This is a genomic window from Faecalibacterium sp. Marseille-Q3530 (genome assembly GCF_017377625.1).
Taxonomy (GTDB): domain Bacteria; phylum Bacillota; class Clostridia; order Oscillospirales; family Ruminococcaceae; genus Faecalibacterium; species Faecalibacterium prausnitzii_E.
Window position 1 is genome coordinate 15,627 of record NZ_JAFREH010000003.1, and the last position, 16,016, is coordinate 31,642.

The following is a 16,016-nucleotide window of genomic DNA, read 5'->3' on the forward strand; positions in this document are numbered from 1 at the left end:
CACCGCAGGGCTTGCCGGTGCTCCTCTACAACAGACAAAGGAATGGACAATCATGCGGATTGCAATGCTCGGCCACAAGCGTGTCCCCTCCCACGAGGGCGGCATCGAGGTCGTTGTTGAAGAGCTGGCCGCTCGGATGGTCGAAAAGGGGCATCAGGTCACCTGTTTCAACCGTACCGGCCAGCACGTCAGCGGAAAAGAATATGAAGTGCAAAAGCTGGACGAATACCGCGGCATTCGCATCCGCCATGTGCCTACACTGGACAAAAAAGGGCTTGCGGCCGTTACATCCAGCTTTTTTGCCAGCCTTGCGGCGGCGCTCGGCCCTTACGATGTCGTGCACGTCCATGCCGAAGGCCCGGCCGCTTTCTGCTGGCTTCCCCGGCTGTTCGGCAAGCGGGTCGTCCTGACGGTCCATGGGCTGGACTGGGCGCGGGACAAGTGGAAGGGCAGCTTCGGCTCCTGGTACATCCACTTCGGCGAGAAGGTCGGTGCCCGGTTCGCGCACGAGATCATCGTGCTCAACCACAGCAACCAGACCTATTTCCGCGACACCTATCACCGCGAGACTCACTACATCCCCAACGGCGTCAACCGCCCGGCATATGCCCCGCCGGAGCTCATCCGGGAACGGTTTGGGCTGGAATACGGTTCCTACCTGCTGTTTCTGGGCCGTCTGGTACCGGAAAAGGGCTGCCACCATCTGTGCGAAGCCTTCAGGCGGCTCAAGACCGACAAAAAGCTGGTCATTGCGGGCGGCGTGTCCGACTCCGGCGATTACATGAACACCCTGAAGGCTCTGGCCGCCGGCGACGACCGCATCCTCTTCACCGACTTCGTGGACGGCGCGCTGCGGGATGAGCTGTACAGCAACGCCTATCTGTTCGTTCTGCCCAGCGACCTGGAGGGAATGCCCCTCTCCCTGCTGGAGGCCATGAGCTACGGCAACTGTGTGCTGGTGTCGGACATTGAGGAATGCACCAACGTCATCCATGACCGGGGGATCACCTTCCGCCAGGGCGACGTGAACGATCTGGAAGCCAAGCTGCGCTATGCCATCGAGCATCCCAACGCAGTCCGGATGTTCAAGCGGCTCTCCTCGGATTACATCTGCGACCGCTTCCAGTGGGACAAGGTCGTGGATGCGACCCTGAAGCTCTACCAAACAACCTGAACCATCTCAGGCCCACCGGCAGCGCCGGTGGGCCTGTTCGTTTTTTCAGCCCCGGCTCTCCACCATCTCCTCGATGACGCGGAGGAAGTCGCGGCCATAGTGGGCGGCTTTCTTTTCGCCCACGCCGGTGATGTTCAGCAGCTCGTCAAGGCTGAGCGGCTTTTTCCGGGCCATCTCGCGCAGGGTGGCATCGTTGAAGATCATGTAGGCGGGCACCTTCTGCTTTGCCGCCAGCCGCTTGCGCAGGGCGTACAGCGCGCCCAGCAGCGCTTCGTCCGCTTCGCTCAGGGGCACATCGTCTGCATTGCGGCGGCGGCCGCCAGCCAGACGTCTGGCGCTGGCAGCGGCCCGTTCTCTGGCCTGCGCCGCCTGCTGCTCCACCTGTTCTGCCGCCTGTTCGGCCAGCAGGCAGTTGGAGCAATTGCCGCACTTTTGAGGTGCAGCCTCGCCGAAGTAGCTCAGCAGAAAGCCCCGCAGGCAGCGCGGTGTGGTGGAATAAAAGGTCATATACTTGAGCCGCTCTTCGGCCTTGCGGGCGGCTTCGGCCTTGACGTCGGCGGGCAGGCCGTTGTCGGCCTCCATCTCCTTTTCGATGAAGAACCGGATGGTCCGCACATCGGTGCCGGAGTAGAGCAGGGTGCACCGGGCCGGTTCGCCGTCGCGGCCGGCCCGCCCGGCCTCCTGATAGTAGCTCTCCAGATCCTTGGGCATGTTGTAGTGGATGACGAACCGGACATTGGGCTTGTCGATGCCCATGCCGAACGCATTGGTCGCCACCATGATCTGGATGCGGTCGTACAGAAAGTCGTCCTGATTCTGCCGCCGGGCATCGGGGTCGAGCTTGGCGTGGTACGCCGCTGCCCGGATGCCCCGGCTCTGCAGCAGGCGGGTGGTCTCGTCCACCTGCCGGGTGGTGCTGCAATAAATGATGCCCGCATGGTCCCGCTCCCTGAGCACCAGTTCCAGCAGAACGCGGGGCTTCTCGCTGGGCAGGGCGCGGCGGGTCTCGAAGTAGAGGTTCGGGCGGTCGAAGCTGGCCGTGACCTCGTAGGGGTCTTTCAGTTCGAGGCAGCTCCGGATATCGTCCCGGACGTGGGCCGTGGCCGTCGCTGTGAACGCCCCGATGACCGGGCGCCTGGGCAGGCCGTCCACGAACGCCTTGATGCGGAGGTAGCTGGGGCGGAAGTCCTGCCCCCACTGGCTGATGCAGTGGGCCTCGTCCACCGTCACCATGCTGATCTCCCGCTCCTGCGCGAACCGCTGGAAACCCGGCATCTCCAGCCGCTCCGGGGCCACGTAGATGATCTTATACCAGCCCTCCCGCGCACGGCGGAGCATCAGGGCTTTCTGGTTGTCGGTCAGGCTGTTGTTCAGGAACGCCGCCGCCACACCGGCCTGCACCAGCGCCCCAACCTGATCTTTCATCAGGCTGACCAGCGGCGAGACCACGATGGTGATGCCCGGCAGCAGCAGCGCGGGCACCTGGTAGCAGATGGACTTGCCCGCACCGGTGGGCATCACGGCCAGAACGTCCTGCCCGGCCAGCAGCCGGGAGACGATCTCTTCCTGACCGGGGCGGAAGCCATCATAGCCGAACACTTTTTTTAGAATCGAATGCGGGTTTTCCATGCGTTCCTCCGTTATACTCTATGAGAGCTGCCTTCGCAGCCCTCTCAGTATACCACAAAACTGCCGGTTTCGCAGGGGGATGGCCTCGTTTTTTTGCCGGAATGCGCGAAATAACAAACGGATTTTTTCCAACGGATAGCTTTTCAGGCGCGAAAATGATATAATAAGAACACATATCTCCATCCCGGCCCATGCTGTGCCGGATCTGATGAAAAAAGGAGTATTTCAACCTATGCAGAAATTGATTACCTTTGCCGTCCCGTGCTACAACTCGGCGGCCTATATGCGCCACTGCATCGAGACCCTGCTCTCCGCCGGGGAGCAGGCCGAGATCATCCTGGTGGACGACGGTTCCGTCAAGGACGAGACCCCGGCCATCTGCGATGAATATGCCGCCCAATACCCCACCATCGTCAAGGCCATCCATCAGGAGAACGGCGGCCACGGCGAGGGCGTGAATCAGGGCATCCGGAACGCCACCGGCCTGTATTACAAGGTCGTGGACAGCGACGACTGGCTGGACACCGCCGCCCTGAAGACCGTGCTGGCCAAGCTGCAGACTCTTGTGGCCCGCGGCACCGCCCCCGACCTGATGATCTGCAACTACGTCTACGAGCATGTGGAGGACAACACCAGCCACACCGTGCGCTACACCAACGTCTTCCCGGAGAACCGCCTGTTCAGCTGGATGCACGTGGGCCACTTCCGCCCGGACCAGAACCTGCTGATGCACTCGGTCATCTACCGCACCCAGGTCCTGCGGGACTGCGGCATGGTGCTGCCCAAGCACACCTTCTATGTGGACAACATCTTCGTCTACCAGCCGCTGCCCTACGTCAAGAGCATGTACTACATGGATCTTGACCTCTACCGCTACTTCATCGGCCGCTCGGACCAGAGCGTGAACGAGAGCGTCATGGTCAAGCGGGTGGATCAGCAGCTGCGCGTGACCCGACACATGATCGCCTGCCAGGACCTCGACGCCCTCAAGAACGAAAAGCGCCTGCGCGCCTATATGCTGCACTACCTTTCCACGATGATGGCCGTCAGCGACATCTTCCTGCTGCTGGACGGCAGCGCCGAGGCGCAGGCCAAGAAAGCCGACCTGTGGAAGTACCTCAAGGAGAACACCAAACCCGATGTCTACCGCGCCATTCGCTACGGTTTCGGCGGCATCACCAACCTGAACTTCCCCAAGGGCGATGCCATCGTGGTGGGCTGTTACCGCATCGCACAGAAGATCTTCAAATTCAATTGAGACAATTCTTGTTGCATTTTTGCACAAATGTTTCCAAAACCGGGCTGCTGTCGTTTTCAGCAGCCCGGTTTTTTCTTGTATCCCAGCACGTTAGGAAAACTTCAGATTTTAAGCAGATGAACTGTTGTTGCTTTTTTGCTTACAATGGAGTATAATTTTTAGGCATCATTTCAACGCGCAGCGCCCGGCGGCCCGGCATCCGCCCCGCTTGCAGCACATTCAAAGGAAGGATCGGGGAGCCGAAGGGTAAAACGCGCTCCCGCAATGAACATGGAACAATTACTCATCTGTCTGTCCCTCGCATTGATCGCGGGGCTTCTGATGTCCCGGCTGGCCAAGGTCGCCCACCTGCCCGCCGTGACGTCGTATCTGGTGGCGGGCCTGCTGCTGGGGCCCTTCTTTCTGGGGCGGCTCGGCCTGAGCGGCTGGGGCATCGGCTTCGGGAGCCTGGCCCAGGTGGAGAGCTACGGCCTCATCACCCAGGTGGCGCTGGGCTTCATCGCCTTCGTCATCGGCAACGAATTTCGTCTGACCACGCTGGAAAGCATGGGCCGGCAGGCCATCACGGTCGGCATCCTGCAGGCCGTCGTTACCACCGCACTGGTGGATCTCGCGCTGGTCGTCCTGCACCTGCTCCGCCCGGATGTCATCTCCATGGCCTCGGCCATCACGCTGGGTGCGATCGCAGCGGCCACGGCCCCGGCTGCGACCCTGATGGTCGTCAAGCAGTACAAGGCCAACGGCCCGCTGACCCACCTGCTGCTGATGGTCGTCGCCATCGACGACGCCGTCGGCCTCGTCCTCTTCTCTGCCTCTTTCGGCGTGGCGAACGCGCTGGAGCAGGGCCGCATCGACCCTCTCGGCGTCATCGTGGAGCCGCTGGTGGAGATCATCCTCTCGCTGGGTCTGGGTGCGCTGGCCGGTTTTGTGCTCAACCAACTGGAGATCTACTTCCACTCCCGCTCCAAGCGCATGAGCCTTTCGGTGGCTTTCGTTCTGCTGACGGTCGGCTTCTCCATGGTCACCTTCCAGATCGGGCCGGTGCACTGCGGCTTTTCGCTGCTGCTGGTCTGCATGATGACCGGCACCGTCTTCTGCAACATCTGCCCCACGTCCGATGAGCTGATGGACCGTCTGGACCGCTGGGTCTCGCCGGTCAACATCCTGTTCTTCGTGCTCAGCGGTGCCGAGCTGGATCTGAACATCCTCTCGAACCCGCTGGTGCTCCTCATCGGCGTGGTGTACATCGCATCCCGTTCGCTGGGCAAGATCTCCGGCTCTTACTTCAGCTGCCGCGCCACCCGCTGCAGCGACAACATCCAGAAGTATCTCGGCATCACTCTGCTGCCCCAGGCCGGCGTTGCACTGGGCATGGCGGCCGAAGCCGCCGAGCTCTCCGACGGCCACATGGTGCGGAACGTCGTGCTCTTCTCGGTGCTCGTGTATGAGCTGGTCGGCCCGACCCTGACCAAGATCAGCCTGACTGCGGCGGGTGAGATCGAGCCGGAAGGCCGCACCAGCGCCCGCACGGCCAACAAACCCGAAGCTCCGGTCACACTGGACTGACAAAAAGACCTCTCCGAACACAGCCGGAGAGGTCTTTTTTCAGTAATCCGTTTGACAGCCGAGCAGAAATTTCATGTACGCGAAGGTCCGCTCCTGGCCGAGGTCGCGCACCATTTTCAGCAGCTTTTCGAGCAGGGCGCGGGTCTCCGGGTGGAGCATATAGTGGCCCTTGCTGCGGTCGTAATATTCCCACGGCGAGGCGTCGGTGTACCGGTCGCCCAGATAGATCTGGCTGGCCGCGACCCGGTCGCAGACCATCTCGCAGACATAGCGCAGGGGCATCTTCATGCCCGCCATGCCGGATTTGTTGGTGCTGTAGTCGATCCAGTATTCCAGATGGTGCTTGTTGCGGCCCTTGTGGTGGAGCCACGCCGAGGAGTAGCCTCTGGCCTCCCGCTCGGCCTCATTGGGGCTGTGGTCGCCCTGATAGTAGATGCAGCCGGGGATGAACTCCGTGGGGCTGTATTTGCTCAGGTCATGGGCCAGGCCCTGTTCGTACAGACCGCATTCAAAGCAGTATTTCATCACCAGCAGCTTGTGCCGGGTGATGGTCTCAAAATGGCCTTTGATGTTCATGCTTCGCCTCCGCGAAAACGTACGGTCACCGTTCCCTCTTTCAGCCGCCGCAGATCGTCGCTCTCCGAGAAATCCTCCCGGTCGCGGGTCAGATTGGGGTTGTAGTAGGGGTCGTCCAGGATATCCTCTTTGCCGTGGATGGCATAGAGCCGCTGCTGTTCCGCCGCGAACCGCGCCGCCTTGGCCGGGTCTTTCTCATCGCCGCCGCGGCTCTTGCTCTCGTAGTGGACCAGCTGTGCATAGGGCGTCCAGGCAATGCGGTAGCCCGCATCCCGCACCCGCAGGCAGAAGTCCACATCGTTGAACGCCACCGCGAACTGCTCATCCAGCCCGCCCACTTCGTCGTAGACGCTGGCCCGGACCAGCAGGCAGGCCCCCGTCACGGCGGAGAAGTCCTGCACGGTGGCGGTGCGGAACAGATAGCCGCTGCCGCCCTTCTGCTTATACTTGTGGCTGTGGCCCGCGTAGCCGCCCAGACCCGTGATGACGCCCGCATGCTGCAGCGTATCGTCCGGATAATAGAGCATGGCACCGCAGATGGCGGCACCGCCCTTGTGGGCGCACTGCCGCAGCAGTTCGGTGAGCCAGTCTCCGTTCAGGACTTCCACGTCGTTGTTGAGCAGCAGCAGGTACTCACCCGCAGCCGCTTTCCGGCCGAAGTTGTTGATGCCGGAGAAGTTGAAGCCCTGTTCCGGGTAGGTGACGACCCGCAGGCCGTCGTACCGCTGCTTTGCCGCTTCGTAGTAGGCGAAGGTCGCCGGGTCGGTGGAGTTGTTCTCGATGACGATGACCTCGTAATTGTCCCACGTCGTCTTTTTCCAGATGCTTTGCAGGCACTTTTCCAGATCGGCGGTGTGGTCCTTGTTGGGGATGAGGATGCTGACCTTCGGGTCGCCCTCGATGTCCCACTTCACGCGGTAGGTGCTTGGAAAAAGCCCATTCTCCACGGTGCCGGTCCGGCCGGTGTGGGCCAGATGGTCGGCCAGCGCCTTTTTTGCGGCTTCGGCCACGTAGGGCTTGGCCTCGGTGCCGCCGGACGTAGACCCGGCGTGGACCCGCCAGTAATAGAGCACCTGGGGCACATGGGCCGCGCCGCCCACCTGCTCGATGAGCCGGAGGAAGAGGTCGTGGTCCTGGCTGCCGTCGCAGGCCGGGCGCTCACCGCCCACGGCCTCCCACAGCGTTTTCCGGAAGACGGCCAGATGGCAGATGTAGTTGCAGCAGAGCAGGTAGTCCGGGGCATAATCCGGCTTGAAATGCGCCACGATGGGCCGCTGGATGGTTTTGGAGAAGAGCGCTTCGTCGCTGTAAAGGAAGCCGTCCGGCTTTCCCTGCGCCCGCAGCTGCAAAATGGCCTTGCCCATCGTGTACAGCGCATGGGGGGCCAGAATGTCGTCGTGGTCGGCCAGCGCAAGATATTCGCCCGAAGCAAGGGCTGCGGCCGCGTTCGTGTTGGCCGCAATGCCCCTGTTTTCGATCTTTTTGTATACGATGCGTTGATTCTTTTCCTGATATTCCTCCACGACCCGCTGCACCCCGGCGTGTTCCGCATCGGACGCATCGGCAAGGCAAAGCTCCCCGTTGGGGGCCGTCTGCCCAAGGAAGGAATCCAGAAATTCCCGCAGGTATCGTTCCGGCGTATTATACAGCGGCGTCAGGATGGAGATGGTCGGCAGGCCGCAGGTGTCTGCCGTCTTCCCGGCCAGTTCGGCGCGCTGGGCTTCCAGCACCTTTTTGGCGGGCAGATAGCGGGCCTTTTTGCCAAAGCAGCGGCGCCGGACGAAGCCCGCACCCCGCACCAGCATGGTACCCAGGCCCTCGTCCTTCGTCAGCTGGACGGCATAGCCCGCCAGCTCTCTGGCGCGTTTCAGTCGTACATTCATCGCTTATGCCTCGCCGCGCTGCGTTGCCTTGTAGGCGTTGCAGACCGTCTCGGTGTCGCCGTTCATCTTCAGGCGGCCATGGCTCAACCAGGCGACCTTCGAGCACATCCGCTCGATCTGCTCGATGGAGTGGGACACCAGAATGACCGTGGTGCCGCCCGCCATCAGCTCCTGCATCCGCTTCTCGCACTTCTGCTGGAAGAGGAAGTCGCCCACCGACAGCACCTCATCGGCGATGAGGATGTCGGGCTTGGTAATGGTGGCGATGGCAAAGCCGATGCGGGCCACCATGCCGGAGGAGTAGTTCTTGAGCGGGACGTCCAGAAAGTTCTGCAACTCACTGAACTCCACGATCTCGTCGAATTTCTCGTCGAGGTACTTGGGCGAAAAGCCCAGCACCGTGCCGTTGAGGTAGATGTTTTCGCGGGCGGTCAGGTCCATGTCAAAGCCCGCGCCCAGCTCGATAAGGGGCGCAATGGTGCCGTTGACGGTCACTTTGCCTTTGGTGGGCTTGTACACGCCCGCAATGGTCTTGAGCAGGGTGGACTTGCCCGAACCGTTCAGGCCCACCAGACCGTAAAAATCGCCGGGCATGATGTCGAGGCTCACGTCCCGCAGGGCGTAGAACTCATCGTATTGCAGCCGCCCCTGCACCATGGCCAGCAGATATTCCTTCAGACTCTCGTGCTTTTCAGTGGAGAGGTTGAAGCACATGGAAACATTGTCCACTTTGATGATCGGTTCCATTTTCTCCCCTCCTTAAATGTGCAGCACAAAGCGGTCCTGCGTTTTGCGGAACATCCAGACGCCCACCACCATGGACAGCACAGCACACAGGCCGCAGACGGCGAACATGTTGAAGTCCAGCGAGATGCCCCACATCAACGTGCGGCGGAAGCCCGTAATATACCAGTACATCGGGTTCAGCTTGATGATCTGCTGCATGTTGAAGCCGCCGATGGAGAAGGTCATCTGGGTGGGGTCGTAGAAGATGGCGGAGAAATAGAGCAGCGCCGTGATGAAGACGCTCCAAATGTGCATGATGTCGCGGAAGAACACCGTGGCCGCTGCCAGAAAAAGCCCCACGCCCAGGCTGAAGAAGAAGAGGGTCACCAGCGGATAGACGGCCTCAATGAGGGTCAGGTGGAACGGTGCCCCGGTGAAGATCATCACCAGCAGCAGCGCCACGAAGCTGAACACGCAGTTCACCATGGCAAAGCAGCACTTTTCCAGCGGGAAGATATACTTGGGGATATACACCTTTTTGAGCAGCGGGGCCGCACTGAGCACACTGGACATGCTGGACGAGGTGGCCTCATTGAAGAAGTTGAAGAGCAGCTGGCCGCACATCAGGAAGACCGGGAAGTTGTCGATGCCGCTGCCCCGCATATCCATCAGGCTGCTGAACACGGCCCAGTACACCAGACACATCAGCAGCGGGTTCAGCACGCTCCACAGCACGCCCAGCACACTGCGGCGGTATTTGAGCTTGAAGTCACGGCTGACGAGGTTCCACAGCAGATAGCGGTACCGCCAGAAGCCGTTGAGCATTCCTTTCCATTTTGCCACAGGCGATCACCACTTTTCAAAGAACTCGAACTTCTGGGAAGCAAAGGATTCATGCAGCTTGTCCTTGGCGCTGGTCTTGTGCTCGCAGCCGCAGTCCGGCCACTGCACATTGACGGTGGGGTCGTCGTAGGGGATGCCGCCCTCGCTGGTGGGGTCGTAGACGTCGGTGCACTTGTAGCAGAACTCTGCCACGTCGCTCAGCACCAGGAAGCCGTGTGCGAAGCCCTCCGGGATATAGAACATCTTCTTGTTCTCCTCGCTCAGGGTCACACCCACCCACTTGCCGAAGGTGGCGCTGTGGGGGCGGCAGTCCACGGCGACGTCATACACTTCGCCTTTCGTCACGCGCACCAGCTTACCCTGGGTGTGGTTCTTCTGGAAATGCAGGCCGCGCAGCACACCGCGGGTGGAGCGGCTCTGGTTGTCCTGCACGAATTCCTTGTCGATGCCGGCTGCCGCGAACTGGTCCTTCTGATAGGTCTCCATGAAATAGCCGCGGTCATCGCCGAACACCTGCGGCTCAATGACGACGACACCGGGGATCTCGGTCTGCGTAAATGTGAACTTACCCATAATTGTTTCCTCTCTGTTTTCTTTTTTGAAAAATATCGTTTTGGTTTTATTTGGAAAAGCCTTGACGGCTTTTGCGCATGTTAATGCTTACTTCCTGGCTTTCGCTTTTTCTTTTTTGCCTGCATGCGGATGACTGCAAACACCACCACGGCGGCCAGCACGGTGCTGCCCAGCGAGATGGCGATGAGCCCGCCTGCGGTCTTTTTCAGGCTGCGGGAGGCCGGGAGCGAAACGTCTGCGTTGGCCGCCACGACCTCTTCCAGCCCCTCGATCTTCGCCTTGACACGGACACTGGCCGACTCCTGCAATCCACCGCCCTGAATGGTATACACCGCATACGCCTCCGGGTCAACCCCCAAAATGTAGCGTTCGGGCAGTTCCAGACTCACCGAGACATTTTCGGCGGTCAGGCCATTTGCCAGCAGCAGCCGGACGCCGGGGTCGCTGACGGTCACGGTGCCCATGGCATCGCCGCCGCCCACGACCTCCAGCTGGGCCGTCACGCCCTGCGCCGGGATCTCGGTGTAGCCGGTGAAGGTGGAAAACGCATGGTCCAGCAGGGTGCGGACATCGTTGTATTTATCGGTCTTCATGTTGCTCTGCATGGTCACGCAGATGAGCCGGACGCCGTTCTGCTCGGCCAGACAGACGTAGCTGTACCGGGCGATGTTGGTGTAGCCGATCTTTGAACCCAGGATAGCCGGGATATAGAACCGGCTGGACGCCACCCGCATTTTATCCTGCTGGTGGAAGTACCGGGTCACCGGCTGGACGTTGGTGGAGGCCATGGTGTACATCTCGTTCCGGGTGAAGAGGGTCTCGAACCCCGGCTGGGTCAGCGCCCAGCGCAGGATCTGCGCCATGTCGTAACAGCTGGTGTAGTGGTCTTCATCGCTGATGCCGTGCGGGTTGGCGAAATGGGTGTGCTGCAAACCCAGCTCCTTCACCTGTGCGTTCATCGCGGCCACGCCGTCGGCGATGGTTCCGCCGCCAAAGTATTCGGCCAGCAGGTTCGCGCCATCGTTGGCGCTGGCCATCATCGTGGCATAGAGGGCATCCGTCAGCGGAACTTCTTCCTCCTCCTGCAGGGCAATGTGGCTGGAATCCGTGCCCGCCAGCGAGTAGACATCCTCGTGGCTGACGGTCAGCTTGACATCCTCCCATTGGCCCTGCGCCTTTTCACAGGCAAGGCCCAGCGTCATCACCTTGGTGATGGACGCCGGGTGCAGTTCTTCGTCCATATTCTGCTGTTCCAGCACCAGGCCGGTGTCCGCATCCATGATGCAGTAGGCTTCGGTGGTGGTCAGTGCCGGGGCAGCGGCCGCCGCGCCGGGCACAAAGGCCGTCAGCAGGCAGAGCAGCACCGCACACAGCACGGCGATCTGTTTTTTCATCTGGTATACTCCATCGTCAATTTAATCTTTTTTAGTATACCACACTTTTTCCCCGCTGAAAAGAGAAATGCAACGCTCAGAACATCCGCAGCATCGGCTGGAGCTGCCGCCCCTGCAGCGCCGCTTCCAGCGCGGCGGGCAGCAGCGAAAGATCGGCCTTCAGGCTCTGCGGCTTTTCCACCGGGTCATCCTGCCCGTAGGGCACGAAGTAATAGTGCTTGCGCTGGCGCAGCCGGGCAATGTTCTCCCCCGATGCGCCCAGGCCGTCGTTGGTGGAGACGGCCACCACCACCGGGCACCCCACCCGCAGCAGGCTTTTTGCCGCCAGCGTGACCGGCGTGTCGGACAGGCCCGCCGCCAGCCGGGCCAGCGTGGTGCCGGTGCAGGGCGCGATGACCAGCGCCTCAGCCAGACGCTTCGGCCCCAGAGGTTCCACCGCCTGCAGGCTGTCCAGCACCGGATGCCCGGTCAGCTGCTCCAGCCGCTCTTTCCATTCCGACGCCCGCCCAAAGCGGGTGTCCAGCCGGGACGCTGCAAAGCTCATGACCGGCAGCAGTTCCCAGTCCTGCCGCACCAGCTGCTCTGCCTGCGCGGCTGCCGCGCCCAGCGTACAGAAGCTCCCGCAGACCGCAAATGCGGCTCTGCCCCGATGTTGCGTGTTCATGCACTCCCCTCCCGTTCCCGCAGGATCTCACAGACCGTCTGCGCCACAAACTCGCCCGCCGTCTCCGGTGCGCAGGCCGCTGGCAGACTCAGCGCATGGAGCGCCGTCAGCCCCAGCCGCCGGGCGGCCGCTAAATCGGTGCCGCCGGGGCGGGACGCCAAATCCACGATGAGGCTTCCCGGCCGCAGCGCCGCCAGCACCGGCTCGGTGAGCACCACCGCCGGGATGGTGTTCACCACCGTATCAAACGCCGGGGCCACCCCGGCCAGTGCCGCCAGCGGGACGCTGCGCAGCCCCAGACTTTCGGCCAGCGCCCGCTGCGCCGGGCGGCGGGCCGCAATGGTCACGTCGGCCCCCAGCGCCGCCAGACGCGGCCCCAGCGCCTGCCCCACCGGGCCGAAGCCGGTCACCAGCACCCCGCTGCCCCAAAGCGTCCGCTTCCGCTGACGGAGCAGGATGGCGAGGCAGCCCTCTGCCGTCGGGATGGCATTCCGGATGGTCAGCTCCTCCCGCGCAAAGTAATCCACCAGCTCGACCCCGGCCTCCTGCGCAATTTGTTTTGCCTGCGCCGAGAGCCTGCCGCCCAGCGCCAGTGCCCCCGGCTTTGCCGCCCGCAGCAGCTCCGCCAGCGGTGTGCGGGTCTCATCCAGCGGCAGCGGCAGCAAAATGTAATCCGCAAGGGCCACCTGTTCTGCCCCGCAGACGGTGTATCCCGCCCGCGCCAGCGCCCGGCCCGCTGCCGCCTGCCGCGCGTCGCCGCCGATCACCGCAACCTGCTTTCGTCCTTCCATGCCCGGCTCCCCCTCTCCAAGATCTGTGTCAGCCTATGCCGGGCCGGGCAGTGATGTGACTGCAAACACAAAAGGCCCCGGAGCGAGGCCGCATGGCTCGCTCCGGGGCAGGAGTGTGATTCAATGATTCGTTTGGTGCAGTTCAGGGTGTTTCAATCTTATTGCAATGCCCAAGTTAAAAGGTATCGTTCGAAGTTATGCGATCTTCTGGGTGGGGACCTTCATGACAACGATGGTATAAACGCTGCCGCCAACCGTTGCATCTGCAAAGCCAACGCCAACCACGGCATCCTTCACTTCACGGCCCACCTGTGCGGTGATGTCAAAATGGCTTGTTGCGTTTTCATCAATAACCTGCAGGTCAACCATGTCCTTGTTGGTCTTATAGTATTTGCTGCCGAAGGAAACGCTCTTCACATAGCTGACCTCGTAGATATTGGTATCGTCCTTGCCCACCAGGATGTTCTTCACGTCGTCAGACTTCAGCACGGTCACGATCTCAGCCTGGGTCTTTGCCTTTTCTGCGACCTTCTTTGCGATCGTCTCAGCCTTTGCATCCATTTCCTTGTCGGCCTTGAACTCCTTATAGTTCTTAAAACTCGGATCGACCATCGAAGTGTAAGTCAATTGGTCGTTCATCTGCTTGATGAGTTCTTTCCCATTCAGAGAAGTACCGCAGCCGGTCAGGACTGCCAGTGCCATAACGCCAGCGAGCGCAACAGCCATGAGCTTTTTGAACATTTTCATAATCGTATCCTCCAAAATAGTTTCGCACTGCACCCATCCGAGTGATGGTCTTTCCATACACCCGATTTGTTGGCCTTATATTACCATTTTGTCACAATTTATTCAATAGATTATTTTATTTTTGTATCATATCACAATTTCAAGGCCGCAAAATTGGAGATTCCAGCAAAAAAAACGCCAAACAAAGAGCCATCCCCACGGCGCAGGAATCGCACCGTGAGAATGGCTCTTGCAGATAGGTTATCGTTTCAGGAGAAGAAACTTGCTCACACGCACATCAGTGGATGAACACCGGGCCAAGGGGATTGGGGATGGGGCTGACGTAGCCGCCCAGCAGCTTGGGGATGGCCAGGCTGATGTCGGGGATAAAGGTCAGCAGCACCAGGGCGATGAACATGCACAGGTAGAACGGCAGGGTCGCCTTGACGACCTTTTCCATCGGGCGCTTTGCAACGGCAGAGCCGATGAACAGGACAGCGCCGACAGGAGGAGTCAGCAGGCCGATGCCGCAGTTCAGCACCACGATGATACCGAACTGGATGGGGTCGATGCCAATGGAGGTTGCAATGGGCAGCAGGATGGGGGTAGCGATCAGGATGATGGGGGCCATATCCATGATGCAGCCCAGAACCAGAATGATGACATCAATGAGCAGGGCGATGATGTAGGGGTTATCGGTCACGCTGGTGATGGCGTTTGCGGCCAGATCGGGCACATGCAGCATGGTCAGGCAGTTGCCGAACACCGCAGAAGTGGCGATCAGGATCAGGACGATGGACAGGGTGTTCACACACTCGTCCAGAGCGTACCAGACGCCCTTCCAATCCAGGCCCTTGTAAATGAACACGGACACGAACAGGGAGTAGATAACGGCGATGGCTGCGGACTCTGTGGCGGTGAACACGCCGCCCACAACACCAAAGACAACGATGACAACGGCTGCCAGCGCCCAGATGGAAGTACCCAGCTGCTTAATGAAGCCCTTGATGCTGAAGGGCGAGCCCTTGGGGTAGTTTTCCTTGACGGAGATGATGTAGGAGCCGATCATCAGGACGATGGCCAGCAGAGCGCCGGGCAGGTAGCCAGCCAGGAACAGGCTGCCCACGGAGATGCCGCCGGCGGTGGTGGCGTAGATGACCATGTTATGGCTCGGAGGAACCAGCAGGCCCTCGCAGGAGGAGGTGATGGTAACAGCGGTGGAGAAGTCGGCATCGTAGCCCTGATCCACCATCATGGGGATCATAATGGAGCCGATGGAAGCAGTATCGGCGGAGGCGGAACCGGAAATGCCGCCGAAGAAGTAGGAAGCCACGATGTTGACCATGGCCATGCCGCCGCGCATCCAGCCGACGCAGGCATCGGCCAGAGCGATCAGTTTTTCAGAGATGCCGCCGGAGCCCATAAGCACACCCATGGTGATGAAGAAGGGCACGGCCATCAGGCTGAAGGACGAAATGCCCTTGACCATCAGACGGCAGACATCCGTAAGGGCCTGGCCCTGCACCATCATGCAGAACACACTGGAAAGGCCAACGGCGTATGCAATGGGGAACCGCAGGAAGATCATCACAAAGAAGCTGACCAGAAGGACAAGAATCGCCAGTGTCTGAACTGTCATATCAATTCTCCTCCTTTACAAACAGGCTCTTGATGTGGTTGTAGATGGACTCAAATTCGAACACGACCATGGCAACACCGGCCAGCGGCACGGGGAAGTACATCCAGAAGCGGCTCAGCCAGGGCATGGAAACGTAGAAACCGCGGCCGCCCAAGGTGGTAGCGTAGTTCCAGCCCACCACCATCATAATGATGCCCAGCACCATCACGGCAGCATCGGCCAGGATGTCCAGCACCTTGACGACTGTCTTGGGCAGGTAGACATCAAAGGCGGTCATGCGGATGTGGGCACCGCGGCGGATGGCCAGCGCTGCACTCAGCACGGCCATGTAGCTCATGCAGGTCAGCACGACCTCTTCCGACCAGGCAGGGTCCGGGATGAAGGGGACGTAACGGCCAATGACCGACATGGTGGTGATGAGGATGTCCAGGATCAGCAAAATCTTGCAGATGAACAGCACCACCTTATAGGTGATGTCGTACGCCGGCTTGATCTTATCCAATGTGGTAAAGATTTTCGGCATAAGGTTTCCTCCTTTACTATAAAAGCCCGGCAGGGCAGCGGGCCGATTTCC

At 60.6% G+C, this 16,016-nt stretch carries 15 protein-coding genes; 3 read left to right on the plus strand and 12 right to left on the minus strand.

The window, feature by feature from the left end:
- The first annotated feature begins 52 nt into the window (after positions 1-52).
- Positions 53-1,174 (plus strand): glycosyltransferase family 4 protein, encoded by a 1,122-nt coding sequence (locus J3350_RS04355; protein ID WP_207685823.1) that lies wholly within the window; start codon positions 53-55, stop codon positions 1,172-1,174.
- A gap of 45 nt (positions 1,175-1,219) precedes the next feature.
- On the opposite strand, the gene J3350_RS04360 is transcribed toward J3350_RS04355, so the two are convergent.
- Entirely contained in the window at positions 1,220-2,803 is a 1,584-nt protein-coding gene (locus tag J3350_RS04360; RefSeq protein ID WP_207685824.1) for an ATP-dependent DNA helicase RecQ, read from the minus strand.
- A gap of 232 nt (positions 2,804-3,035) precedes the next feature.
- Between J3350_RS04360 and J3350_RS04365 the strand changes: the two genes are divergently transcribed.
- Both J3350_RS04365 and J3350_RS04370 read left to right on the plus strand, forming a co-directional pair.
- Positions 3,036-4,061, plus strand: a complete 1,026-nt coding sequence (locus J3350_RS04365; RefSeq protein WP_207685825.1) for a glycosyltransferase family 2 protein — start codon at positions 3,036-3,038, stop codon at positions 4,059-4,061.
- A 264-nt stretch (positions 4,062-4,325) separates the two neighbouring features.
- Positions 4,326-5,627: a cation:proton antiporter gene (locus J3350_RS04370; RefSeq protein ID WP_242700129.1), complete on the plus strand. Its 1,302-nt coding sequence runs from the start codon at positions 4,326-4,328 to the stop codon at positions 5,625-5,627.
- Positions 5,628-5,666: 39 nt separating this feature from the next.
- Here the strand turns inward: J3350_RS04370 and J3350_RS04375 are convergent, their stop codons facing one another.
- The 11 genes from J3350_RS04375 to J3350_RS04425 all read right to left on the minus strand — a co-directional run bounded on the left by J3350_RS04375 (position 5,667) and on the right by J3350_RS04425 (position 15,965).
- On the minus strand, positions 5,667-6,203 hold the full coding sequence (locus J3350_RS04375) for a DUF5662 family protein (RefSeq protein WP_207685826.1): 537 nt from the start codon (positions 6,201-6,203) through the stop codon (positions 5,667-5,669).
- The gene (locus J3350_RS04380) at positions 6,200-8,086 is read right to left on the minus strand and encodes a glycosyltransferase (protein ID WP_207685827.1); all 1,887 of its coding nucleotides are present in this window, start codon (positions 8,084-8,086) and stop codon (positions 6,200-6,202) included. Before J3350_RS04380 ends, J3350_RS04375 begins: the two co-directional genes overlap by 4 nt.
- Before the next feature lie 3 nt (positions 8,087-8,089).
- The gene (locus tag J3350_RS04385) at positions 8,090-8,833 is read right to left on the minus strand and encodes an ABC transporter ATP-binding protein (RefSeq protein ID WP_097791571.1); all 744 of its coding nucleotides are present in this window, start codon (positions 8,831-8,833) and stop codon (positions 8,090-8,092) included.
- 12 nt (positions 8,834-8,845) lie between these two features.
- On the minus strand, positions 8,846-9,655 hold the full coding sequence (locus tag J3350_RS04390; protein ID WP_242960618.1) for an ABC transporter permease: 810 nt from the start codon (positions 9,653-9,655) through the stop codon (positions 8,846-8,848).
- A 6-nt stretch (positions 9,656-9,661) separates the two neighbouring features.
- Positions 9,662-10,228: a dTDP-4-dehydrorhamnose 3,5-epimerase gene (gene rfbC / locus J3350_RS04395; RefSeq protein WP_097791569.1), complete on the minus strand. Its 567-nt coding sequence runs from the start codon at positions 10,226-10,228 to the stop codon at positions 9,662-9,664.
- An 80-nt stretch (positions 10,229-10,308) separates the two neighbouring features.
- Positions 10,309-11,622, minus strand: coding sequence for a D-alanyl-D-alanine carboxypeptidase family protein (locus J3350_RS04400; protein WP_207685828.1), 1,314 nt, complete (start codon positions 11,620-11,622; stop codon positions 10,309-10,311).
- Positions 11,623-11,698: 76 nt separating this feature from the next.
- The gene (locus J3350_RS04405) at positions 11,699-12,286 is read right to left on the minus strand and encodes a dipicolinate synthase subunit B (RefSeq protein WP_207685829.1); all 588 of its coding nucleotides are present in this window, start codon (positions 12,284-12,286) and stop codon (positions 11,699-11,701) included.
- The gene (locus J3350_RS04410; protein ID WP_207685830.1) at positions 12,283-13,077 is read right to left on the minus strand and encodes a dipicolinic acid synthetase; all 795 of its coding nucleotides are present in this window, start codon (positions 13,075-13,077) and stop codon (positions 12,283-12,285) included. Before J3350_RS04410 ends, J3350_RS04405 begins: the two co-directional genes overlap by 4 nt.
- 195 nt (positions 13,078-13,272) lie before the next feature.
- The gene (locus tag J3350_RS04415; RefSeq protein ID WP_207685831.1) at positions 13,273-13,824 is read right to left on the minus strand and encodes a hypothetical protein; all 552 of its coding nucleotides are present in this window, start codon (positions 13,822-13,824) and stop codon (positions 13,273-13,275) included.
- A 277-nt stretch (positions 13,825-14,101) separates the two neighbouring features.
- Positions 14,102-15,442 carry a TRAP transporter large permease gene (locus J3350_RS04420; protein ID WP_207685832.1) on the minus strand — a complete coding sequence of 447 codons (1,341 nt, stop codon included), beginning with the start codon at positions 15,440-15,442 and terminating at the stop codon, positions 14,102-14,104.
- A gap of 1 nt (position 15,443) precedes the next feature.
- Entirely contained in the window at positions 15,444-15,965 is a 522-nt protein-coding gene (locus J3350_RS04425; RefSeq protein WP_207685833.1) for a TRAP transporter small permease, read from the minus strand.
- Positions 15,966-16,016 lie beyond the last annotated feature (51 nt).